Below are 22889 nucleotides of genomic sequence, written 5' to 3' on the forward strand. Positions count from 1 at the left end.
ATTTAATTTAGTTTCTCTCAGGGTTGAGTTCGTTGATTTCTTTGCACTTAGCCTCTGCGGCTTGATATGCCGTCAAATAGTCTTGACCGCCCAACATCACATCACCATAATATTCATAAGGTGGATCGCCATAAATTGGCAATGGGTCATCTTCTGGATAATCTTCTTTTGATTCTTCAATGATGGCTTTCAGTTTTTTAATAGTCAGACTATGTGCTGCAAAATACCAGAGTGATTGGGGATCTTTGTTCAGATGCGGTAATGTAGGATCGATAATACGGATATCAGAAGCGTTGCCTAGTTCAATCCAACTGTGTTCAACAGGTCTGTATGGCTTCCCAGCAAAAGCCAAAAATCCCTGAATATATCTTGCTCCTTCAGTGGACAATGCAGCTTTGTAAGCATTATCAAACGGAGTACTAGCTCTGCTGTTTATCAGTTCAGCAATTTTGATTGACAGCGTTTCATCCAATAGTTTGTTCATCAATAGCAAGGATTAGAGCAGCCATGAAAATATATTACCACTGCTCTTGCTTGAGGATTCAGGAGGTTGAGGGAGATGAGGGATGATGAGGGAGATGAGGGAGATGAGGGAGATGAGGGAGATGAGGGAGATGAGGGAGATGAGGGAGAAATAATCAATCCCCATACCCAGTCCCCAGTCCCCAATCCCCAGTCCCTAATCCCCATACCCAGTCCCCAATCCCCAGTCCCCAGTCCCCAATCCCCAATCCCCAATCTACTTTGTGCTAATTACCATCTGTAAATTTATTAACAAGTCCCTTGAGGTGTAGGGCTTGGATAAAAGGGTTTTGACACTATTGCCAAGGTTTTTAATCATTTCATGATTGAAGGCTAATCCACTAACACCAATAACTTTGATGTCTGGATTAATTTTTTTCAAAACATTGATAGTTGTTGGCCCATCCATATATGGCATCATCATATCAACCAACACCACACTAATTTCTTGTTGATGTTCTGCGTATAGTGCGATCGCATCAATACCATCGTTAGCTACTAAAACTCTATAGGCATTTTTTTCTAACCAGGTTTGAGTCAACTCTCGAATTGAATCTTCATCATCAACAACAAGAATCAATTCTCCATGCCCTGCTGGTAATTCCTGATTTCCAGCCAGTTTCTCATCTGTATCGATTGTCTGCGTTATGGGTAAGCAAACCTGAAACTCAGTGCCTTTGCCCACTTCAGTAACTACATTCACAAAACCGCTGTGGCTTTTGATAATGCCAAGCACTGTTGAAAGACCAAGCCCTGTACCTTTACCCAGTTCCTTTGTTGTGAAAAATGGCTCAAAAATTCTATCTACTATTTCTCTGGCAATTCCTGTACCTGTATCACAGATACTAATCATCACGTAAGAACCGACCTTAGCATCAATATTCATCCGGGCATAGTAGCTATCAACCCAGAAATTCTTCGCATAAATCTTTAGGATACCGCCATGAGGCATAGCATCACGAGCATTAATACAGAGATTCATTAGTACTTGATGTAGCTGAGTAGCATCGCCAAAGATATTCCACAGGTTTTGCCCAGGAACATCAATGCGGATTTCAATCGCTCTGGAAAATGTTTGCTTAACAATATTTTCAATTTCTGAAATTATATTCCCTACCTGTAAGGTTTTAAAGTTACCTACAGAGCCGCGTGAAAACCACAGCACTTGTTTAACTAAATCTGCTGCACGTTTAACATTTGTTTCCATGATTGTCAGCCATTGCTGACTTTTTTCATCGGGGAGCTTTGCCTCTAAAAGTTGTACTGTCATCATTATGGGAGTCAGTGCATTGTTGAGATCGTGGGCGATGCCACTTGCTAGGGTGCCAAGACTCTCCATTCGCTGGGCCCGGAGAAACTGCGCTTCGAGTTGTTTTTTCTCTGTAATATCGGAGTTGACAATCAGGATGGATTTAGCCTGTCCTTCATCATCATTTACTAACGTCCAGCGACTAGCAACAATTATCTCTTTACTTTGTTTTGTGACTTGGTGTAACTCACCTTGCCATGAACCACTCTCAGCTAATATTTTCTGGATATTTTTCAGTTCGCAAAGACTTTGCTTTCGATACAAAAGCTGATTGGCATTCTTGCCTATTGCTTCTTCTGCCATCCAACCGTAGAGACGTTCAGCCCCTTTATTCCAAAATTGAATTTGGTTAACCAAATTTTGAACGATAATCGCGTCTATTGTAATATCAAGCAAAGCTGCTTGCTCACGGATTTTTTGTTCTGCTTCTTTACGTTCGCGCAGCGCAGCTTGTTGTTCGGTAATATCAATTATAAAGCCCGCCATTCGAGCAACTTTCTCTGTAGAGTCTAAAAAGATATACCCGTTGTCCTCAACTGTGATGTAAGTGCCATTTTTGCAACATACCCGAAATTCAAGATGGAATCGTTCTTTTGTGGTTAAAACACGTTTAACTTCTTCGTTAAAGAAGTTTCTATCATCAGGATGAATCAACTCTAGCCAACGATTCAAACCTCCTAACATCTCAGGTATAGAGTAACCTAATATTCCCTCTACATTACCACCGTATTGAATATCGTTGGTATGCAGATGCCAGTCGTAGAGAATCTGACCACTCGCTTGAATTAGTGCTTGATATCTATTGTTCCATTCGTCTAAGGCATCTGAATGACATCGTAGTTTTTCTTCTACCTGCTGCCGCTCCAAGATTTCCATCTCTAAACGTTTATTTTGCTCTGTAAGTGTTTTTGTCAGGTTTCGTAAACGTAAATGCGTATTTATCCTAGCTAAAACCTCTTCATGTTCTAGAGGTTTAGTGATGTAATCTACTGCGCCAAGACTCAAACCTCTGACTTTATCCACCTTGTCATTCATGGCAGTAATGAATATTACGGGAATGTCTTGAGTAGCTGGATTTGCTTTCAAAAGTCTACAGGTTTCAAAACCATCGATTACTGGCATTAATATATCTAATAAAATTAGATTAGGTAAGGCATATTCTGCCATACCAACGGCATTTCTCCCATTTTCCGCTACTAAAACTTTAAAGCCGTAATACTCTAACAAATCGATCAATAACTGTAAGTTAACTGGGTTGTCATCAACTATTAAAATTACGTCTTTTTCATTGTTATTTAAATTCATAATCGCCTCTTATAAAATTTCTTTTAAAACTTATCGAACTTGTTTGCCTTTAAAATAAAATATTTGGCACTATTAAGTGGGTAAGTATGAATAAACCTAGCTATGCAACAAAATGTAAAAATTCCTAAACCCTTGTGATTAATTGTCTGCGACATGCTGCGCGAACGTCGTGCCTCCTCTCTACGAGACGCTACGCGAACGCAATGACAGAAGTATAGTTATGTTTATTTATCCTCATCTACTGAAAGTAGAGCTTATAGGTTGGAAACATAAGCACCTGCTATGTGCGTAAAAAATACATAGCCTCTGGGTTATAGCACTGCAAATTGTAAGTAGTGCAGGATATGCCTATGCTACTTGCAATTTTAGCTATAAGATTGTGGCGATCGCACTTTCCTTTTCCAAAAGCAAATATATATATATATAGAAAAGTAGGGGCATACAGCTAGCTGTATGCCCCTACAATGTTTATCTATAAAATCACGAGTTTGTGGAGAGATCAAGTTTTATCCTAACCGTCTTGGGACGACAGGGGCTTCCCCAACAAACCTGTCCAGAGGGCATATTAGTAAAAACACTACTACGAGCGCCAATTACGGCATTAGCCCCGATTTGCACTCCTGGCCCAACAAAACAATCTGCTGCTACCCATACACCATTATTAATGGCGATACTTGCTGTTTTTAACCCAAAGGCAGGATCTCGCAAATCGTGGCTACCAGTACATAGGTAACTTTTTTGGGAAATTACGCAATGTTCACCGATGTAGATCTGCTCTAGGCTGTATAAAACTACGTTATCTCCAATCCAACTATAGTCGCCAATCGTAACTTTCCAAGGGTATGTAAAGCGGGCGGTAGGTCGAATTAATACACCTTTGCCGATCCGAGCGCCAAATAGTCTTAGCAGAGCGCAACGCAGAATATTTAAAGGTTGAGGAGTGAGGGGAAAAGCGATCGCTTGTACAAACCACCAGAATAAAACATACCAACCTGGACGCCCCCGGTCAAACCAAGATTGGTCATATTTGCGTAAATCTACAAAAGGTTGATCGTTAGTCATTTAATTTTAGATTTTAGATTTTAAATTTTTCCTTCAATCCAAAATTCAAAATTGGTACATTTAGGAGTCAATGGTCAATAACTTTCCTTCTGCTTCTCTGCTTTCCTGCTCCCCTGCTCCCTCCTTCGGGATAGTTGCAGTATTTAAGTGACCACCACAGTTACGTAATTCGTAAAGTTTAACGCCAATTTGATATTCATATTGACTTAGCAAGCGTGCATAAATATATCCGGCTTTGCCATCTAAAAAACCGCGTTGAATAATATAAAACAAAACAAACCGCAAAATTGGTTTAAATGGCAGGTGTACCCACACTTTTTTCAAAAAGCGCTTGCGTTGCACGGCATCACCAAATAGATTTGCGCCAATAGTACCGCTATCATCTTTACCTGTGAGAATATTAAAATAAACACTGGCTTCCCAGTTTGAATAACGGTTGTGTCTTTCTAACCAGTGGTAAAGGTCGCGGAAGTCTTCGTGGAGCATATCATTTTTAAGATACCCAACTTTCCCCTGTAAAATCACGTGTTCGTGAACTTCGTTATCACCAGTATTCGGAATATCTTCTGTATTTAGATTTTCGTAGCGACCTTTTTTATGTTGAAATAAACGTAGATTCCAATCGGGATATTTACCACCATAGCGAATCCATTTGCCTAAGAAGAACACGCGGCGGTTGAGATAATAACCTGTATATTCCTGGTTTTGAATTGCTTGGTCAATTTCTTCCCATAGTTCTGGGGTAATGCGCTCATCGCAATCTACAATTAGTACCCATTCGTTCCGAAAAGGTAGATTATCTAAAGACCAATTTTTCTTTTTGGGCCAGCGCCCATTAAAGTTGAATTGCACGACATTTACACCGTGACTTTTAGCAATTTCAATACTGTTATCGGTACTTTGAGAATCTACTACAAATATTTCATCTGCTCTGCTAAGGCTAGCGAGGCACGTAGGCAAGTTTACTTGTTCGTTTTTTGCTGGAATTAGTACTGAAACTGGTATTTTAGATGGCATATATTTAGGAGTTAGGAGTTAGGAGTTAGGAGTCAGAATGGACTGGAATATGATTGCCGATTTTAAACCATTGCCAAATCGTAGATTTGAAGGTCTACAATCCGGTGGTGGTTGAATTTGCAATGGGAAAGCATTCTGAATTCTCCATTCTTGTTTATTTCTTATTTGATGTAGATAAAAGACCCTGAATAGCAGCATTTAAGTAACCAATCTGACCGTAAGCATAAACAAGTTTGTCAAACCGTTCTGCTGGATCAGAGAAATATTGCAATGCCTTATACAAGCCGCGCACAAAGCGTTCGCTACCTCGCTGCAATTGAGCGAACCCAGCTTTACCAGCGAGTTGTTCTCGATAGCATTCGCTAATACCTTGCCACCAGCCTCGGTTTAAAAACCAGGAGCGTTGGAGGCGTTCTGGGGCTACATTGTGAGCGACTAAGGCTTCGGGAAGATAAGCAACTTGCCAACCACGCTGTAGAGCAAACTCGGTCATTTGCAGTTCTTCATTAGATAATAGATTTTTCCCCACTCGACCGAGATGAGGATCAAAACCGCCAATTTCTTCCAAAAAACTGCGGCGGATAGAGTAATTTAAGCCTCTGGGTGTTGAGCCAGGTTGCTCAATGTAGATGTTGCTGTCACCTAAATCGTATGCACCCAAATTTGCAGCTAGCCCTGGAGATAGCCATCGTGGTTGTTGGATTCCTGGGGGCCAGATGAGAGTGACTTTGCCTCCGGCGATCGCGAGTTTAGAGTTATTGTAATAGGCAAAATATAAAACTTGTAGCCAGCCCTGACTGGCAACGGCATCGTCATCTAAATAAGCAAGAATATCACCACTGGCTACTTTTGCACCCGTGTTACGGGCGACAGATAAACCAATGGTGGGTTCAAAAACATACTTGAGGCGGGGATTGTGGGCCCTTTGTTCTACAACCTCACGAGTGCGATCGCTAGATCCATTATCAACTATTACAATTTCAAAGTCAGTAGCAAAATCCTGTGCTAAAAGACTATCAATTGCAGCCCCTAAATAGGTATCTCGATTGTGAGTACAGATAATGGCAGAGATTTGGGTGTCTGGCATAGATTTAATTTTGGATTTGAGATTTGGGATTTTAGATTAAAATCTTAAATCCAACGCACAACTGCTGAGAGCTAATCTAAACCAAAAGTTACTGACCCACCAACCGAGTTTCTTCGGAAATAATCTTTAAAACTTCACGTTTGTTGAATATGACTGTGTAAAACTACAAGAGTTTGGGCTAGTTGACTCAGGCGGGTTTCCAAGGATTGCTTGCGCCCTAAGAGTTGACGTAACTTTTGGTAACGAGCGATCGCCATGCTAACATTGGGAACCTGATCTGCTGGACATGGGCGCGACCAGACTTTACCAGTATCGTCTACACCACAGAGGCGATAGCCAGTAATAGATGATTGATAAGATACTTTCCCACCACTCGCGCAAATTTCTTCTACGTAGTTCATTAAGCGGTCAACTTCTGCATGGCGCAGTGTTGCAGTTCCTCCCGGTTCTGGTTCTTGGGGATTAGATTCTAACCAGCCGTTGACAATTGGCCCTTCTAAGTAAATATCCTGAATTTGCTTCAAAATACTTTGTAATTCTGCTTGCCAACTAGCGACAGTTTCCTGAATTTCTTGCAATAGATTCATCGCCAATGCTGGATTAGCACCGTGACGATGGCTACTAAAGCTCGGAGTTTTCAACTTGGGTAGGCTGGGTGTTCTGTTACCATTCTCTTCTGCTTGAAAGGTCTGCACAGATTCATGGTGAGGAAAGAAATTTTGTTCAGAAGGATAATCACTCTCAGGATCTACACCCAAGTCAACAGTTTGTCCTTGTGATTTTACTTCCTCATGCTGAGAAGATTGAGTTGGTCTACCTTCTGTGGGTTCGTTGGCTCCGACACTGATTCTAAAGGAGAAAGGCCGTTTTGTTGTCGAATCAACTGTTTCAGCGGCAGAGGCAGTACCGCGATTCCCTAAATCGTGTAGAGTTGCTTCAATGCGTTTTAAGCCTGCGTTCATAAAGATATCCTAAAGTTTGCTGTCCCCAGTGGTATTGAATAATTAAAAATGGGGTTGTTGGGATTTTTGGCTTTTGCCAGTTGTAGCATCAATGATGCTGGTGCTAATTTTATCCCTTAAAAGTTATTTGAAACCAAAAATCTCACCGATGAATTGACCAAGCCCCTTCGGGGCGGGAACAGGGAAGAGGGAACAGGGAACAGTGCAAGAATTAGCCCCGAAGATTTAGGGTACAAGCCCCTAAATTTATTTATGAAAGAAATAAAAACATTTTTTAAGGGGACGCGTAGCGCAAGAAAAAATACGTCCTTGTACAAATCCCCTAATTTTAATTATGGGGATTTCCCTGTTCCCTGTTGCCCGTTCCCTGTTCCCTTTTAAATCCTCGATTATGGCGGGAGCCTTCTCTCCGAATAAGGTAAAAAACTGCGGTGATAAATTGCAACGGTAGATATATTGTTAAAATACTCAGTAAACAACTTTGGGTAAAATCATCTTAGTAACAGGACCTGCACGATCTGGTAAAAGTGAATGGGCGGAAACTCTGGCCGTACAGTCAGGAAAAGCTGTTGTTTACGTAGCAACAGCCACCGATAACCCAGATGACCAAGAATGGCATCAACGCATTTTAGAACATCAAAAACGTCGTCCCCAAGACTGGGTAACTTTATCTGTACCTGTGGAACTGTCTACAACTCTCGCCGATGCCAAACCCTATACCTGTCTTTTAATTGATTCTTTAGGAACTTGGGTTGCTAATCTCCTAGAACAGGACGAACCTAGCTGGGAAAACATTCTTGCAGAGTTATTAGAGACGGTGGATCTAGTTGCTGCTGATATGCTATTTGTAGCAGAAGAGGTGGGTTGGGGTGTGATCCCGGCTTATCCCCTTGGGAGGAAGTTCCGCGATCGCCTCGGTTCTTTAGTGCGCCAGCTAAGTACACTCAGCGAAACTGTTTATTTAGTGACTGGTGGTTATGTTCTCAATCTCAGCATCCTTGGTTCGCCGTTGCCAAACAGAGGGGAAGGAGAAGTAAGGAATCAAGATTCTTAACTCTTGATCCAAATTAATCTAAAATCTAAAATTATCTTATGGCAACCAAACAAGAAGTTAGAGGATATCTTGCCTACTGGTTTCAGTTGGGTAAGAAAGTGATTACGGGCAACGGTGAGGCAAGCATTTTGCCGCTATCAGTGCTAAATGGCGATCGCTATAGTGAAGAATTTGAAGAGTGCTGGCAGAAAATTATCTCACCGGAATCGGGTGACTGTTACCTGGAGGGTACTCATGAAACCATTGCTGAACTGCTGACACCAGCATGGGATATGCTTCCTTGTGGTCGTTGCAATATGCCAGTAGCCAAGCGAAACGTCGGTATGCCGGCGTTGTTATGTCCCTGCAATGATTTACCTCACTGGCCGAATACTGAATTGCCAGCACCGCGAGAGCCAATTAAGACTCAAGACCAACTCAAAAAAATTCGCGATCGGCTCATAGATAATATTGCATAAGCGGCAAACAACCAGTTTGTAAATCTGACAACTCTTTTCTAATTATTTGGAATTATTTGGTTATTGTAATTTCTTCTGTAGTGCCTTTAAGTGCCACCACAGGATTTTTGTTTGTCTGTACTAGCTAGGGAAAAAATAACTATTGGTTATTAACTATGCCCAATGCCCAAAATCCTAAGTATTTTACTCATTAACCGTGCCACTATAGAAAATAGAGCTGCAAATTGAGCAATAGGAAGACTAAAGAACACTGTGCAGATAACATTCTTAGGGACGAGTTCCGGTGTACCCACGCGATCGCGCAATGTTTCCAGCGTCGCCCTGAGATTACCCCAAAGGGCAGAACTGTGGTTATTCGACTGTGGCGAAGGTACTCAGCATCAAATTATACGGAGTGAACTGAAAATCAGCCAACTCTCCCGAATTTTTATCACCCACATGCACGGCGACCACATCTTTGGCTTGATGGGACTTCTTGCTACTTGCGGCTTGGCTGGCAATGTGGAACGAATTGATATCTATGGGCCACCTGGATTAAATGATTACATTCAAGCCGCCTCACGCTACTCCTATACACACTTTTCTTACCCGATCAAAGTTCACGCCATCCGTCCAGGGGTCATTTATGAAGACGAGGACTTTACCGTTAGCTGTGGTAATTTACATCACCGCATTACAGCTTTTGGCTACCGCGTAGCCGAAAAAGACCGCACAGGACGCTTTGATGTGGAAAAAGCCAAGGAGTTGCAAATTCCTCCTGGTCGGATTTATGGTCAACTCAAGCGCGGTGAAACTGTTACCCTTGCTGACGGACGGGTAATTGATGGTGCCCAATTGTGCGGCCCTACAGAAATTGGTCGAAAGATTGCCTATTGTACAGACACAATTTATTGTGATGGTGCAGTGGAATTAGCTCATGATGCTGATGTATTAATTCACGAAGCAACCTTTGCCCATCAAGATGCAGACATGGCTTTTCAGCGGTTGCACTCCACAACCACAATGGCAGCCCAAACGGCTTTAGCTGCTGGGGCACATCGGCTGATTATGAGTCATTTTAGTCCCCGCTATGCTCCCGGAAATACCTTGGAGTTGAAGGATCTCCTCAAGGAAGCCCGTGCCATTTTTCCTCGTACTGATATGGCTTACGATTTTATGATTCATGAAGTACCCAGACGACGGGAAGTAGAGTTAACTAAGGTAGGCGTTTAGATTTTAGATTTCCGGTTGAACTCTTGATAAGTTGGATGACTTTGGCAGCTTTAGAGCGCTATCTGGGCGTAACCGAAAAGCAGAGGGTAAAATGCTTTCAAAAACCCGAAAGTAAGAAACTTCAGCACTTATTTTCTTACTTGGATTGCTACAGCCAAGTAATACCAGTGCTTTTTAGCGCCAATGCTGTTAACCTTTCTTGCGCGATCGCTTTATTTGCCAACTAGAAACAGCTTACCAACTCCACTGAAATCTCTCTCAAGAGCAGCATAATGCTCCAGCAATTCTGATTCAGTCATAACCTACCCCGCACCAGCATCAATTAATATTATCCTTTCCAAACTCCCTCTTGATGTCATTAATCGTAAACTTTAGCGTTATAAACGAGACTGCGTTGTTTCAGCCTACAACTCACATCAGCCGTATGTTATTTAATTCTTATAAGGAAAATGCTGAAAACCCCTGAGAAACAGCAACGTAGTTGCGTATTTCGTACTTTGGCAAACTCTCATCAACAAAAGGTGGTATATGCACAGCAACGCTAACTCTTGTTAATGTGGAAACTTATACTGTATATGAAGCATCAGTGTAAGTAGTTCACTACAAAAAAGAGATATGCGAATTCTAATTGTGGAAAGCAGTCTGTTATTGCTCCTGACTGTAATGACAACTGGATGTGTCGGTTCTTCCTCTGTTACAAAACAGCCGCAACCCTTGCCAGCAAGCACTGAGCAGCCGACGAAAGAAGCTGTGTTGTCCTCAACACCTACACCGAGTGTAAAAAGTACAGAAAATTCTACCCCTGAAGCCACTATTGCCACAAATCCGACGCGCTGTGAAACTAGCCAATTATCAGTGCGCCAAGTCTCAAAAGATGCTGGTGTTGGGAATGTTGGACTTACCTACGCTTTCACCAATAACGGCTCATCCCCTTGCACCCTCAACGGTTATCCAGGATTGGCACTACTGGATGCAAAAGATCAACCTTTACAGGGAATTAAAGTTATTCGCTCCAAGGGCACTTATTTTTCGAGTAAGCAACCTCGACAACAAGTGACTCTAGCTCCTGGAAAACAAGCATCATTTCAGATAGCATATAACCATGTTAGTTCCCCACAGGAAAACTGCCCAATATCTAGTAAGATCGAAATCACGCCTCCTAATACCTCCCAAAACCTTACCCTTACAGAAGAAATCAAACCTTGTACAGGCAAGGTCAGAGTGACTCCAGTACGATCTGTTGACACTCAACCCTAATAAATTTCTGTAATTTACTTAAATACCCAGAAAAAGCATAAATTTAATCAAAGCCTCTGATAAGTTCAGTATTGTACTAATCAAAAAGGTTAAAAAACTTTATGGAAGGAATTGATGTTGCCGATCAAGACGGCAGAGTAGATTGGACAGCAGTAAAAAACTCTGGTAAAACCTTTGCCTTTGTCAAAGCCACAGAAGGAGTTAGCATTAAAGATTCTGCTTTTGCTCATCACTGGCAGACCACGAAAGCTGCTGGTATTATTCGGGGTGCTTATCATTTCTTTCACCCCCATACATCTGACCCGGTTCAGCAAGCGAAAGAATTCTTAAAAACGTTAGGCAAATTAGAGCCAGGAGACTTACCACCAGTTCTGGATGTAGAGGTAACTGACAAAGTAAGTAGCCAAGCCGTAATTAGTGCAGCGAAGCAGTGGTTAGCAGAGGTAGAAAAAGCCCTTTTGCAACAAACAAAAAAACCAATCAAACCAATTATTTATACCTTCCCTAGTTTCTGGGCAGAAATTGGTAATCCATCTGATTTTGCTAGTTATCCGTTATGGATTGCCCACTACGGAGCCAGAAACCCAAGTATTCCTAGCGCTTGGCAGGGGCAATACTTAATTCATCAATATGAAGGTGATATATCTGGTGTAACTGGTGTTAGTGGCCGAGCCGATTTGAGTAGATTTAATGGATTGCAGTTAGGAGATTCTGGGCTAAGAGTAAAACAATTACAACAGCAATTAAAAGATATTGGATTATATACTGATGCCATTGATGGGCATTTTTCTGAGTCACTTAAGAATGCAATTGTTAGTTTCCAAAAATCTAAGGGATTGCAAGCTGATGGAATTGTCGGCATAAAAACTTGGGTAACTTTACTATGGATTTAACCTGCATTTCTCACTCTTCAGTAGGGGCGGGTTAACAGATATGATCCATCATTCATGAATGTCTCGCTTAACCCGCCCCTACGACCTCTGCACTTCGGTTTGATAAATCTGGTAAGAAATCCGAGTTTAAGTAAATTGGTGTGAATAATTAGAGTTTGTAGTAAGGGCTGGAGCCGCTTACTACAAGCTAATTTAAGTAACTGTACATTACGTAACATATTTCAATTTATTCTTACCCACTTATTTAACATCGAAATGCACAAAAGTGGGATTTGACCTGAAAAAAACCTTTAAGGATTCGTTTGAGTGAATTAAACTTAATCCGCCTGATAGCTTTATTCACCTCTACCCACTGCCGTTTTCTTTTACTTGCTTCTGGATAATCTTCACTCAGCATCTCAACTGGTAATAAATACATCTTGACGCGGTAAATTTTGCCTTGTTTGCGGTACTTGTAAGTGCCCAGTTCCTTAGCGTCTACATGCCCAATTACTCCTGCTTCTTCCCACGCCTCTTTAGCTGCTGAAGCAGGCGGACTCATGCCATTAGGAATATCTCCTTTCGGAATCACCCAGTGTTGAAAGTCACGGGTTGTGATTAGCAAGATTTCAATTTTACCATTATTCACTCTGTAAGGAATCACCCCAGACTGTTTAAATACTTTGTTAACTTTTCGACTCATGTAATTTGCATCCTGTACGGCCTAGCTTTTTTGTACAATGTTTACTTCAAAAAGTCGAGAGATAATACCGAATAAAATTTGATTAATTTTAGGTTATGAAAAGGTCAAAAATGCTTTTGTCTCGTTATTCACGAATGATTTAGGTTGCTATATTAAAGTAATGCAGCTAGCTTGACTTTTTAATATTTTGGTAGATATACAGCGAGGATATTGTATTCAAATCTACTTTTTCAGGCTCATCTTCATCATAATTAGTATTTTTAAACAGGACTGTAAATGCACCAGTACCTAACCTATCTTGAGGAAACATCCGATAACAAGGCATCGTAGTTAAATGTGATTGATATTGAGATAAAGCACTAATTTCTATCGCATTGAACTGAGGAAATCGTTCTAAAAACCATTCACAAACTTGCTCATTTTCTTCGGGAGAATATGTACAAGTCATATACGCAAGATAGCCTTGTGGTAAAACCATTTTAGCAGAGTTAGCTATAATACGCTTTTGCCGATTTGCACTCTTGTTAATAGCAGTTGGGTGAAAACATCCGGGTGCTTTTTCGCCTTTAGCAAGTAGAGATTGTCCTGTACAAGGAGCATCTACTATGACTAGATTGCTAGAGCAGGGAAACATTTCAGCAAATATACTCGAATCTCTATTAACTACTGCACTAGGATTAATCTGGCAACGCTTCAAATTAGAAATTAGCATTCCTAGACGTTTGCCAATAACTTCATTACTGATGAGTAATTTAGGTTGTAAAGTTCTCCAAGCAAAGATACTTTTACCTCCTGGTGCGGCACACATATCAAAAACTAAATGTACTGACTGAGAAATAGCTAACAAAGTAGTAGCTGCAAACACCGAAGAAAAATCTAAACAATAGAAATATCCTTTTTCATGCAAGGGATGCTTACCAGGTTTTTCTCCCAGAGATAAGCGGTCTATAAATTGTGGTTGCCAAGAGGTTGGTGTTTCTACTGCCAAAGGCGAAATATCTGGCTTTTCTTGACACCAAATAATACTGGGTGAAAAAGGCCGAGGATTCATTAAAGCCTCGATAAATTTTTCTTGCTCATCGAGATTAGCGAACAAACGCCGCGAGACTTTAAGTAATAAATTAGAAGGTTTTTCCATGTAAATTATGAATTATGAATTAATAGAAGTACGTTGTATCTAAATCAAAATCAAACTGTTACACAAGAACAATGTAATTAAGGCTTTTGGCTTCATACTCAAAATATAATGACCGCCATTGGGATCGCAATGGCCAAGCTACCCCACTGCACCGGAGAAGGTCATGTTCTTAGATAGTTTTCAGGAAAAATTACGCAAACAAGCACAACTATGGAGGGATGAAGGATTAATTAGTTCTTCGCAGTATGAACAGATAGCAGAACGTTATCAATTTAAAAACCTGGAAGCTGCTGCACGCGATCGCAACAAAGCGATCGCAATTGCTATAGGCAGCATACTTCTATGCTTAGGCATAATTACCTTTGTATCAGGAAACTGGCAGGGAGGATCGCGAGAAGTCAAATTTATTTTGATGATGAGTTTGTTTTTTGCGATCGCAATTACTGGATTTTACAGTTGGAGACCACCTGAAGGAAAGAAGCCACAACAAAGCAAACGCTTACTGGGAGAGGGATTGCTAATTTTAAGCGCCTTCATCTTCGGTGCAAATTTACTCCTGATGGCCCAGATGTTCAATATCATCGGTTCAGCTTCCCAACTGTTTCTCGCTTGGGGGTTCGGTGTTGTGGTCATGGCCTTCAGTTTGTCCTTAAATTCTTTAGGAATTCTGTCAATTATCCTCGTAGAAATCGGCTACTGGACTGGACTAGAAGACTTATGGTACGCTTCAGGTGAGTTAACTTGGTCGCGCTTAGTAGTACAGCATCTACCTTTGTTGGCATGGCTGGTATTTGTACCCTTAGCCTACTTCTGTAGATCGCGTTGGATTTTTGGTCTAGCAGCCCTTGTCTTTGCTAGTTCCTTACAAGCCAACCTTAATCCTCTGCCACTGCTAAATTATGCTGATATAGCCCCTTGGGTGGCATCTTTTGCTTTTGCACTCCCACCTGCATTATTCTGGAGTTATGATGATTTACTGTTTCCAAGCATAAATTATAGATTGTTTCAATCTCTAGCCCGTAATTTAGCGTTGGTAAGCTTCGGCATCGTCTTTTACGTTCTGTCATTTCGTTGGGTCTGGGAATCTCCAGATTATAGTTATAATCAGCCAACGAATTTGACAAACTTATTCGAGTCTCTGCCGATTATCGATTTGGGGATTCTCAGCGGCTTGGCGGTATTGCAATGGTTGTTTCTACTGCGCCAAAGAAATAACCCTCCGCGCCGCGAGGTGATTTTCACGACTGCTGTCATTAGTACATTTCTTGTCTTTATTGCAATAGTACCTTTTTGGCATCAAACTATCAGCCGGATTGATGAACTTGGCATTTTTATCTTCAATGTACTTCTTGCAACATTAGCCTGGGGACTAATTCAAGAAGGATTGAAATTAAGCCACAGAAGTTCCTTTTGGGGCGGTATGCTGTTAGTAACACTGCAAATTATCAGTCGCGTGCAGGAGTACGACACCGACTTACTTTTTAAGTCGCTAGTCTTTGTCCTGTGCGGTTCTGCTTTAATTAGCGCCGGACTCTGGTTTGAACGCCGCTTACCTGGTGGCTCTAGCTCTACAAGTAAAAAGTAGGGCAAAAGATGAAAGAATTCAGGAGTCAGAATTCAGGAGTCAGAATTCAGGAGTCAGAATTCAGGAGTCAGAATTCAGGAGTCAGAATTCAGGAGTCAGAATTCAGGAAAAGTTCACTTAATCTAAAATTGAATGATTCCTAACTCCTAACTCCTAACTCTTAACTCTTAACTCCTAACTCCTAACTCCTAACTCCTAACTCCTAACTCCTAACTCCTAACTCCTAACTAAAAATCTCTGTGCGTCAAAATTTTTAAAGTTTCTCTGCGTCAGTCCTAATCTCGTTACTTTTGAACTCCTCAAGACCTTTGCTTTTTAGGACTACGCTCATGACGAATACCTCTTCTGAATCTAAGAATAAACCCTTGTCTCCCGAAGCCGAATTTTCTAGTAAGGTGACTTTTCGGGATTACTTGATTGCAACTGAACAAAAATCGAATAAGCCCTTACCTTTTTGGCGGTTACTAGCTCCCCTGGCGCTGCAAACAGGGCTAATTATGGCAGTACCAGCCCAAGCGGTTTATACAGATGTGACAGGTAAAACGGTGATTTTGCAAACCGTACCTGTAGACCCTAACAATGTGCTGGAAGGTAACACCTTAGCCTTAGATTACAACATATCCCGTACATCAACTTTAAGTAGACTAGCTGGTTGGCAAACATTAGTCAGCAAAGGTCGTGGAAGTGGCAGAAGATTGCCTGAAGGAACTAACATCTACGTGACCTTACAAGAGCAACTATCCTATGGTCGCGGTGTTCCGAGAGCTTGGAGACCGTTACGAGTAAGTAGCGATCGCCCCACAACTCTTAGAGCTAATCAAGTAGCCTTAAAAGGTGTTTATCAGGATGGCTCTGTTAACTACGGCTTAGAAACATATTACATCCCAGAAAACCAACGGCAGCAGATTCGGAACGACTTACAAGCCCAACGCGCCCGCAGAGGACAAGTACCGCCCATTGTGGTCAAGGCGAAAGTCGATCCACAAGGTAAGGCAGTACCAGTTAGTATGTGGGTGCGCGATCGCAACTATCGCTTTTAAGCTGTTAGGCAAATAAACACTGCATGTTCACACGCCAAGTTTGTCTCCAAAGTTCTGAGCGTCGGAAATCGGCGCTCAGAACTTTCTGTTTGTCATTAGACATTTGGTGAAAAAGAATGTAGAGACGCGATTTATCGCGTCTTCAAAGACCAATTCTCTACACCAGTAGCCCTTAACCCAAGCGTATTGTTATATATCGCCCAATACACTTTACGGTAGAGACTCAAAACAATATATTTGGAGTAAGATTATCAGCAACTAAAACTTGCTGATAATATATGATTTTCCGTGAATTGAGTCGAAAAGCAAAGCTACTATTTACGAGATTTTTACTGCTAGTGTTCATCGCAGTAATTGCGGTATGGCAACTTTCCTCAAGACAACCCCAGTTAGTACAGCAAGAAAGCAATTATGCGATTCATATTCGACAAAATTTTAATCAATCTGATTTTTATCCCATTGCCAAAATTCCATCTGTGAATCTCTATAAACCTATTGGCGATTGGGTAGGAAGGTTAATTTTACCAACCAAACAGCAATTACAAGATGGTTCAGATTGGGTATGGATGGAAGTGCAACATGCGCCACCGACAGCACAAAATTTGGTAGGTAAAATTATACGTTTGGAGTGGAAAAATAACAAAGATTTACTTGCTTTGGAGCGAGCGGTAACGCGAGATATAAATTTCACTTCAGAAGTCATTAAAAGTCAAAAACAAGGAAACATTCATCCTTTTCGACTAAATGGAGTTCGTCAAGTAGGTATTTTACGCTCTTTGGCTGGTGCAAATCCTGTTGATGAAACAATCGTTGCTTTAGATTCAAGTACAATCATTGATGCAAGTCAAGAAAAATCTATTTTGCAAATTGAACGCGAACCTATTTTGGCAACTGGTAGATTTTATGGATTGGTAAAAATCATTAAACCGATTAAATCTAGCTCCAAAACTATTTTAATTCCCAAAGAAAAGCAGGATGGCGATTATTTTTTGGTAAAGCATTATAACCCTAACTCAAATAAGTTTGATGGTCTTGAAGAAACTATTCGTATTCCCCAACAAGTAATAGATACGCGAAATTTTACTCCTTCAAGTTCGCAGGAAATCGAACAATCACCTGCGGGTGAAGCTGGGTGGTATATTTATGGCGCTGCCGATGCAAAGGGCGTATTTACGGTAAGCGCCCTTGCACCTCGTTCTCTATTTCAAATTCAACCCCTTCAAATTATTACTGGTGAGGAATTAGGGCTAAATTACATCCAAGAAGTAAATTGGCAAAATACCGAGAAAAATAAAGGTAAATTCAATACTGTATTATTAAAACCTGTAGAAACACAAAATTCACTTAATCAATCTGTATCAAAATGGCAAGAAGGCAATAAAGCTATTGTCCTACACCTATTTGGTGGAATTGGCGGACGCAAAGCTGAAGCAGTCGGAGTACCTTATACTATCACCGGACATTTTGCTTTTGGAATTGCAGAAGTTGTCCGTGACGAGTTTACTAAAGAATTACGCTTCGAGACTAAATACCACCAAATTTATGCCCATAACCCTGATGGAATTATTGCCGGAACGCATACATGGGCTGATTATATGGGTAATTTACAACGTGGTTGGCTCCCAACACGTCCAGTATCAGATATTCTGATCAAATTCGACCCGGTAACGCAAGATTATGATTTTGATGGGATTAAACTTTCGCCTTTAGAGCAATTCCAGCAACAATTACAGGTAACAATGGCACGTTATCGGGTTGGTGATGGAACTGGTGGCGCAATGGTATCACCTGCTACCTCATGTGTCCAAGACGCAAGCCAAGCACTTTATGCGGCGATACTGGCAATTAAAAACCAAGTTGCTACAACTCCTCAAATTCAAACTTGGGTACACACCAACCCCAATCACCCACAAACATTACGCTTTCAGCAGCTAGTTGAATTAGGTAAATCTTTAGAACAACAATTAGCACCCTTGGGTATAGTTCGCGCTGATTGGCAAAGTCAAGCAGGTATACTCGCAGGTACGGGCATAGGAAAAACGACGCAACCATTTGAAGATCGTAGTATTTGGGCTGGTTTGACAACATGGCGAACAATAATGCCAAAACAAGCACAGGACGATCTCGCCACAATATTTTTAAAACATGGTGCGATTATGCAAGTACTGCGAAGCAATCAAGTAGGTGGTTGGCAACCTAATATTACACCCATTGCACCAACAATACTTTTGGGACAAATTAAGATTCCTTTTACCGATATTTCACCACTTTCAATTATTTTAAATCGCGTTTTAGCATCCTTGGCAGTTCCGACACTACAAGATTGGTTAGTTATAGTTGTAATGCTGATAATTTATAGTATTATTGCCCTACCCTATGGTTGGAAGTTTGGATTTTTACATATACAAATTTGGTCTACAAGTTGGATTGATAAATGCTTGTTAACATTGCGTTGTTTATTTTTACCTGCGATTTTTGAAGAACTCTTTTTTCGCGTTTTTTTGCTTCCTCATCCTAGCGAAATCACTAATTGGTTCCGATGGGGTTTGTGGGTAATAGTGAGTTTATTATTATTTATTTTGTATCATCCATTGAATGCTAAAACCTTCTTTAAAGCTGGAATCCCCACATTTAATAATCCTGTTTTTCTGGTCTTAGCTGCATTCTTGGGAATTATCTGTACTGCTGCATATACCTTGACAGGATCTTTGTTTGCGATCGTTTTAATTCACTGGGTTGTTGTAGTAGTTTGGTTAATTGTTTTTGGGGGAATCAGAAAATTAGATAATAATTAAAAAATTCAGAACACTAAGCTCGACTTTATCCATTTTTTTCGCAAGACGATCGCTATTGCTGAAACCTGGCGAAGGTCATTCGCGGCTATACAGGCAAAGTCCGCCTGCGCGGACTAAGGTCAAATTAAGGTTTTGAAACCCACGGAGGTGGGTTTTGTTTGTGTAGACGCGGTTTCTAACCGCCCGTTTCAGTGCCCCTACGGGTGTACCTCACGTAAACGAGAACCGCTATATGAATTCATCATACTTCTTCTTGAGAGTCTTCTTTTTGAATCCAGATAAATACTAAAGCAAATACTGGAAAAGGCAAGATATAGAATATTAAGGGAATCATGATCCAGGGTAGCCATGAAGCGGCATAATCACCTGTTAGTTGTGTTATATCTACCATGATGTATTCTCCTCATGAATTCAAAGTTGAAAAATTTATGTAATCTACCTTCTGAGGGTATCCAACATTCCAAAGAACAAGCTTGATTAACTAGCGTTAACTGCACCTCGCAAGATGGCATCTAAAGAATCAAAATTTTCTAGTAGGAAGTAGGCAAATATCGCGCCACCCATTGCACCAACAAAAATTCCACCATTCAATTGACTCCATTCTTCACGAGTTCTTAGTGGTCTAAGCAGGTCTTTAGAATCTGAATTATAAGCTCCTCTAGGATTTCCTTGGAAAGTGGTAATTGCAAAAATGGAAATACCTAAACAAGCTGATAAAGCTATATATATGGAGGTAATTAATCCACTGAGATTGGTTCCATGTACTGATTCTCGCAGAGGGCCAACCACAACCTCTGGTCCAACTAGGAAATAACCATGAGCCATGCCAATTTCTAACCCCCGCATGAAAGGTGTTAACCCTTTACGGTAGGCGGGTAAATTACTAATGAAAGCTCTAACTATGGGAGAATCATTGATAGGAGTGGATAGATTACCAAGGCAAGGATCTCCTTTGAATGGTTTAATTATGTCTTCCTCATTGTATTGTTTAATCGTCTCTGCCATATCAGATGAATTAGACATTATAATTTCTCCTGATTATCTTAATTAAATACTATCACTAGCGCGTAGATTTAGAGTTTTCTTATTCAAAATTAACATAATTTTAACTAAAAAACTCTCCTACCAAAAGAGGTAAGAGAGGAGGTCGAAAACTGAATATTTTTAGCTGAATACTTGCATATTAATTACGCATTTACTTTGCAAATAACTAGAATTCATTGCGTAATTTAAAGTGTAGTTAAACAGCCTTGAAGGTTAACCAAACTTCCCTGCTGTTGAGGCAATTAAGAAAGCCCCATAGGTTGCGATATAACCAACAGTAAAGTGAGTTAAGCCGACTAAACGGGCTTGAACAATTGACAAAGCAACGGGCTTATCTCTCCAGTAGCCAAAGGATAGTGGAGTCTGTTCGTGTGCCCAGGCTAAGGTTTCGATTAATTCTTGCCAGTAACCTCGCCAGGTAATCAAGAACATGAAGCTAACAGCCCAAGCTAGGTGTCCAAAGAGGAACATCCAAGCCCAAACGGCTAAGTTATTTGTGCCATAAGGGTTATAGCCATTAATCAACTGTGCGGAGTTCGCCCAAAGGTAGTCTCGGAACCAGCCCATGAGATAGGTCGAGTTTTCGTTGAACTGAGCGACATTGCCTTGCCAGATACAAAGATGTTTCCAGTGCCAGTAGAAAGTGACCCAACCAAGGGTGTTAAGCATCCAAAACATGGCGAGGTAGGAACTATCCCACGCAGAAATATCGCAGGTGCCACCCCGTCCTGGGCCATCGCAGGGGAAAGCATAGCCGAAGTCTTTTTTATCCGGCATGAGCTTCGTACCGCGAGCATCCAGCGCCCCTTTGACTAAGATGAGGGTGGTGACATGCAAACCGAGAGCGATCGCATGATGTACATAAAAATCACCAGGGCCAATTGTCAGGAATAACGAATTGGTGCCACTGTTAATTGCATCCAACCAACCTGGTAACCAGACATTGCCATGATTGGGCCATGCTGTGGAAGCAATACTATGTGGATTTGACAGCAACGTGTTAAACCCATACAACAGCTTACCGTTAGCCGACTGGATAAACTGAGCAAATACAGGCTCAATCAATATTTGTTTGTCAGCCGCCCCAAAGGCTACTTCTACATCATTGTGGACGTACAAACCCAAAGTATGGAAGCCCAAGAACATCGACACCCAGCTAAGATGAGAAATAATCGCTTCTTTGTGCTTGAGTACCCGCTCTAGAACATTTCCTCGATTCTGTTCTGGGTCATAGTCCTTAATCCAGAAGATCGCCGCGTGGGAAAACGCCCCTACCATCAAGAAACCGGCAATGTATTGATGGTGTGTGTATAGTGCCGCCATTGTGGTAAAGTCCTTAGCGATAAACGCATAAGGCGGCATGGAATACATGTGCTGCGCCGCAAAGGAACTCGCTACACCCAAACAAGCTAGTGCCAAAGACAGTTGGAAATGCAAAGAGTTATTAACGGTTTCGTACAGTCCTTGGTGGGGTAAGTTGAACGGGCCATCAACTTTATTACCGTAGAAGTCCTTGGAGTCCATCATCTCTTTGATGCTGTGACCGATACCCCAATTAGTCCGGTACATGTGACCCGCAACAATGAAGATTACAGCGATCGCCAAATGGTGATGCGCCATATCCGTCAACCACAAAGATTGAGTCTGGGGATGGAAACCACCCAAAAAGGTGAGAATTGCTGTTCCTGCCCCTTGAGTACTATTAAATACATGGGCTGGCGTATCGGGATTTTGCGCGTATGCCCCCCAGTTAAGAGTAAAGAACGGTGTTAAGCCACTTGGGTGTGGTGCAGTAGACAAGAAGTTATCCCAACCTACATGAATACCACGAGATTCTGGAATAGCAACGTGTATTAAGTGACCAGCCCAAGCCAAGGAACTGACACCAAACAAACCCGCTAAGTGGTGGTTGAGACGAGGTTCTGCACTCTTGAACCAAGCCAAGCCAGGACGGAATTTGGGCTTTAAATGCAACGCGCCTGCAAACAAAAATACAGCCGCCAGCAAAACTAGGAAAATGGCCCCAGCATACAGTTCATTATTCGTCCGCAAGCCGATGGTATACCACCAGTGATAAACACCGGAGTAGCAAATATCTACCGGGTTACGCGCTCCCGCTTGGGTGTAAGCTTCAATTGCTCCTGGACCAAATTGAGCATCCCAAATCGCGTGGGCGATGGGACGGATATGTATGGGGTCTTTAATCCATAGTTCAAAATTACCTTGCCAAGCAACGTGGAACAAAATTCCCGACGCCCACAGAAAGATAATTGCCAGATGACCGAAGTGAGAGGCAAAAATCCTTTGATAAAGATTTTCCTCCGTGATGCCATCTTGACTTTCAAAATCGTGAGCCGTGGCGATCGCATACCAAACGCGTCGCGTCGTTGGATCTTGTGCAAGGTCTTGGCTAAATTTGGGGAATTTAGTCGCCATAGTTTTAAAAGTTTTGAGATTTTCTCGTTCC

Annotated in this window: 21 protein-coding genes; 9 read left to right on the plus strand and 12 right to left on the minus strand. The window is 41.5% G+C overall.

Features of this window, described 5'->3' with window-relative positions; translation table 11 throughout:
* Nucleotides 1-7: 7 nt before the first annotated feature.
* From V7K67_RS28070 to V7K67_RS28100, 7 genes are all read right to left on the minus strand, one after another.
* Nucleotides 8-484 carry a hypothetical protein gene (locus V7K67_RS28070; RefSeq protein ID WP_334709244.1) on the minus strand — a complete coding sequence of 159 codons (477 nt, stop codon included), beginning with the start codon at nt 482-484 and terminating at the stop codon, nt 8-10.
* Nucleotides 484-738, minus strand: a complete 255-nt coding sequence (locus V7K67_RS28075; protein WP_335169355.1) for a hypothetical protein — start codon at nt 736-738, stop codon at nt 484-486. Before V7K67_RS28075 ends, V7K67_RS28070 begins: the two co-directional genes overlap by 1 nt.
* A 1-nt stretch (nt 739) precedes the next feature.
* Nucleotides 740-3136 carry a hybrid sensor histidine kinase/response regulator gene (locus V7K67_RS28080; RefSeq protein ID WP_334731732.1) on the minus strand — a complete coding sequence of 799 codons (2397 nt, stop codon included), beginning with the start codon at nt 3134-3136 and terminating at the stop codon, nt 740-742.
* A gap of 480 nt (nt 3137-3616) precedes the next feature.
* Nucleotides 3617-4198, minus strand: a complete 582-nt coding sequence (gene hpsU, locus V7K67_RS28085; RefSeq protein WP_334731733.1) for a hormogonium polysaccharide biosynthesis acetyltransferase HpsU — start codon at nt 4196-4198, stop codon at nt 3617-3619.
* Nucleotides 4199-4258: 60 nt separating this feature from the next.
* Nucleotides 4259-5215 carry a glycosyltransferase family 2 protein gene (locus V7K67_RS28090; protein WP_334731734.1) on the minus strand — a complete coding sequence of 319 codons (957 nt, stop codon included), beginning with the start codon at nt 5213-5215 and terminating at the stop codon, nt 4259-4261.
* A 154-nt stretch (nt 5216-5369) separates the two neighbouring features.
* The gene (locus V7K67_RS28095) at nt 5370-6302 is read right to left on the minus strand and encodes a glycosyltransferase (RefSeq protein ID WP_334731735.1); all 933 of its coding nucleotides are present in this window, start codon (nt 6300-6302) and stop codon (nt 5370-5372) included.
* Nucleotides 6303-6436: 134 nt separating this feature from the next.
* Complete coding sequence (locus V7K67_RS28100; protein ID WP_334731736.1) at nt 6437-7264, minus strand: hypothetical protein; 828 nt, start codon at nt 7262-7264, stop codon at nt 6437-6439.
* A 481-nt stretch (nt 7265-7745) separates the two neighbouring features.
* On the opposite strand from V7K67_RS28100, the gene cobU reads away from it, so the two are divergent.
* The 6 genes from cobU to V7K67_RS28130 all read left to right on the plus strand — a co-directional run bounded on the left by cobU (nt 7746) and on the right by V7K67_RS28130 (nt 12138).
* The gene (cobU, locus tag V7K67_RS28105; protein WP_334731737.1) at nt 7746-8318 is read left to right on the plus strand and encodes a bifunctional adenosylcobinamide kinase/adenosylcobinamide-phosphate guanylyltransferase; all 573 of its coding nucleotides are present in this window, start codon (nt 7746-7748) and stop codon (nt 8316-8318) included.
* A gap of 38 nt (nt 8319-8356) precedes the next feature.
* Entirely contained in the window at nt 8357-8776 is a 420-nt protein-coding gene (locus tag V7K67_RS28110; protein ID WP_334731738.1) for a hypothetical protein, read from the plus strand.
* A gap of 252 nt (nt 8777-9028) precedes the next feature.
* The gene (locus V7K67_RS28115; protein WP_334709253.1) at nt 9029-9988 is read left to right on the plus strand and encodes a ribonuclease Z; all 960 of its coding nucleotides are present in this window, start codon (nt 9029-9031) and stop codon (nt 9986-9988) included.
* A gap of 35 nt (nt 9989-10023) precedes the next feature.
* Complete coding sequence (locus V7K67_RS28120; protein ID WP_335169359.1) at nt 10024-10215, plus strand: hypothetical protein; 192 nt, start codon at nt 10024-10026, stop codon at nt 10213-10215.
* Nucleotides 10216-10603: 388 nt separating this feature from the next.
* Nucleotides 10604-11245, plus strand: a complete 642-nt coding sequence (locus V7K67_RS28125; RefSeq protein ID WP_334731740.1) for a DUF4232 domain-containing protein — start codon at nt 10604-10606, stop codon at nt 11243-11245.
* 101 nt (nt 11246-11346) lie between these two features.
* Nucleotides 11347-12138, plus strand: coding sequence for a GH25 family lysozyme (locus V7K67_RS28130; RefSeq protein WP_334709257.1), 792 nt, complete (start codon nt 11347-11349; stop codon nt 12136-12138).
* Between the two features lie 244 nt (nt 12139-12382).
* Here V7K67_RS28130 and V7K67_RS28135 read toward each other — a convergent pair whose 3' ends face one another.
* The gene (locus V7K67_RS28135) at nt 12383-12820 is read right to left on the minus strand and encodes an NUDIX hydrolase (RefSeq protein ID WP_334731741.1); all 438 of its coding nucleotides are present in this window, start codon (nt 12818-12820) and stop codon (nt 12383-12385) included.
* A 166-nt stretch (nt 12821-12986) separates the two neighbouring features.
* Nucleotides 12987-13958, minus strand: a complete 972-nt coding sequence (locus tag V7K67_RS28140; RefSeq protein WP_334731742.1) for an RsmB/NOP family class I SAM-dependent RNA methyltransferase — start codon at nt 13956-13958, stop codon at nt 12987-12989.
* Between the two features lie 163 nt (nt 13959-14121).
* Between V7K67_RS28140 and V7K67_RS28145 the strand changes: the two genes are divergently transcribed.
* The 3 genes from V7K67_RS28145 (at nt 14122) to V7K67_RS28155 (ending at nt 19378) form a co-directional block, all read left to right on the plus strand.
* A complete protein-coding gene (locus tag V7K67_RS28145) occupies nt 14122-15543 on the plus strand; it encodes a DUF2157 domain-containing protein (RefSeq protein WP_335169362.1) in 1422 nt (473 codons plus the stop codon).
* 329 nt (nt 15544-15872) lie between these two features.
* Nucleotides 15873-16583, plus strand: a complete 711-nt coding sequence (locus tag V7K67_RS28150; protein WP_334731744.1) for a GDYXXLXY domain-containing protein — start codon at nt 15873-15875, stop codon at nt 16581-16583.
* Between the two features lie 278 nt (nt 16584-16861).
* Complete coding sequence (locus V7K67_RS28155; protein ID WP_334731745.1) at nt 16862-19378, plus strand: CPBP family glutamic-type intramembrane protease; 2517 nt, start codon at nt 16862-16864, stop codon at nt 19376-19378.
* A gap of 241 nt (nt 19379-19619) precedes the next feature.
* Here V7K67_RS28155 and V7K67_RS28160 read toward each other — a convergent pair whose 3' ends face one another.
* The 3 genes from V7K67_RS28160 to psaB all read right to left on the minus strand — a co-directional run bounded on the left by V7K67_RS28160 (nt 19620) and on the right by psaB (nt 22858).
* Nucleotides 19620-19769, minus strand: coding sequence for a photosystem I reaction center subunit VIII (locus V7K67_RS28160; protein WP_179065298.1), 150 nt, complete (start codon nt 19767-19769; stop codon nt 19620-19622).
* Between the two features lie 86 nt (nt 19770-19855).
* Nucleotides 19856-20401, minus strand: a complete 546-nt coding sequence (locus tag V7K67_RS28165; RefSeq protein WP_334710637.1) for a photosystem I reaction center subunit XI — start codon at nt 20399-20401, stop codon at nt 19856-19858.
* A 234-nt stretch (nt 20402-20635) separates the two neighbouring features.
* Nucleotides 20636-22858: a photosystem I core protein PsaB gene (gene psaB / locus V7K67_RS28170; RefSeq protein WP_334710679.1), complete on the minus strand. Its 2223-nt coding sequence runs from the start codon at nt 22856-22858 to the stop codon at nt 20636-20638.
* Nucleotides 22859-22889: the final 31 nt, after the last annotated feature.

The sequence above is a fragment of the Nostoc sp. genome, assembly GCF_036917155.1.
Classification (GTDB): Bacteria; Cyanobacteriota; Cyanobacteriia; order Cyanobacteriales; family Nostocaceae; genus Nostoc.

Bases quoted from the DNA above. Each gene is read 5' to 3' on its own strand.
- V7K67_RS28070 (WP_334709244.1), bottom strand. From the start codon at position 484: ATGAACAAACTATTGGATGAAACGCTGTCAATCAAAATTGCTGAACTG.
- V7K67_RS28080 (WP_334731732.1), bottom strand. From the start codon at position 3,136: ATGAATTTAAATAACAATGAAAAAGACGTAATTTTAATAGTTGATGAC.
- hpsU (WP_334731733.1), bottom strand. From the start codon at position 4,198: ATGACTAACGATCAACCTTTTGTAGATTTACGCAAATATGACCAATCT.
- V7K67_RS28090 (WP_334731734.1), bottom strand. From the start codon at position 5,215: ATGCCATCTAAAATACCAGTTTCAGTACTAATTCCAGCAAAAAACGAA.
- V7K67_RS28095 (WP_334731735.1), bottom strand. From the start codon at position 6,302: ATGCCAGACACCCAAATCTCTGCCATTATCTGTACTCACAATCGAGAT.
- V7K67_RS28100 (WP_334731736.1), bottom strand. From the start codon at position 7,264: ATGAACGCAGGCTTAAAACGCATTGAAGCAACTCTACACGATTTAGGG.
- V7K67_RS28110 (WP_334731738.1), top strand. From the start codon at position 8,357: ATGGCAACCAAACAAGAAGTTAGAGGATATCTTGCCTACTGGTTTCAG.
- V7K67_RS28120 (WP_335169359.1), top strand. From the start codon at position 10,024: ATGACTTTGGCAGCTTTAGAGCGCTATCTGGGCGTAACCGAAAAGCAG.
- V7K67_RS28125 (WP_334731740.1), top strand. From the start codon at position 10,604: ATGCGAATTCTAATTGTGGAAAGCAGTCTGTTATTGCTCCTGACTGTA.
- V7K67_RS28130 (WP_334709257.1), top strand. From the start codon at position 11,347: ATGGAAGGAATTGATGTTGCCGATCAAGACGGCAGAGTAGATTGGACA.
- V7K67_RS28135 (WP_334731741.1), bottom strand. From the start codon at position 12,820: ATGAGTCGAAAAGTTAACAAAGTATTTAAACAGTCTGGGGTGATTCCT.
- V7K67_RS28140 (WP_334731742.1), bottom strand. From the start codon at position 13,958: ATGGAAAAACCTTCTAATTTATTACTTAAAGTCTCGCGGCGTTTGTTC.
- V7K67_RS28145 (WP_335169362.1), top strand. From the start codon at position 14,122: ATGTTCTTAGATAGTTTTCAGGAAAAATTACGCAAACAAGCACAACTA.
- V7K67_RS28150 (WP_334731744.1), top strand. From the start codon at position 15,873: ATGACGAATACCTCTTCTGAATCTAAGAATAAACCCTTGTCTCCCGAA.
- V7K67_RS28155 (WP_334731745.1), top strand. From the start codon at position 16,862: ATGATTTTCCGTGAATTGAGTCGAAAAGCAAAGCTACTATTTACGAGA.
- V7K67_RS28160 (WP_179065298.1), bottom strand. From the start codon at position 19,769: ATGGTAGATATAACACAACTAACAGGTGATTATGCCGCTTCATGGCTA.
- V7K67_RS28165 (WP_334710637.1), bottom strand. From the start codon at position 20,401: ATGTCTAATTCATCTGATATGGCAGAGACGATTAAACAATACAATGAG.
- psaB (WP_334710679.1), bottom strand. From the start codon at position 22,858: ATGGCGACTAAATTCCCCAAATTTAGCCAAGACCTTGCACAAGATCCA.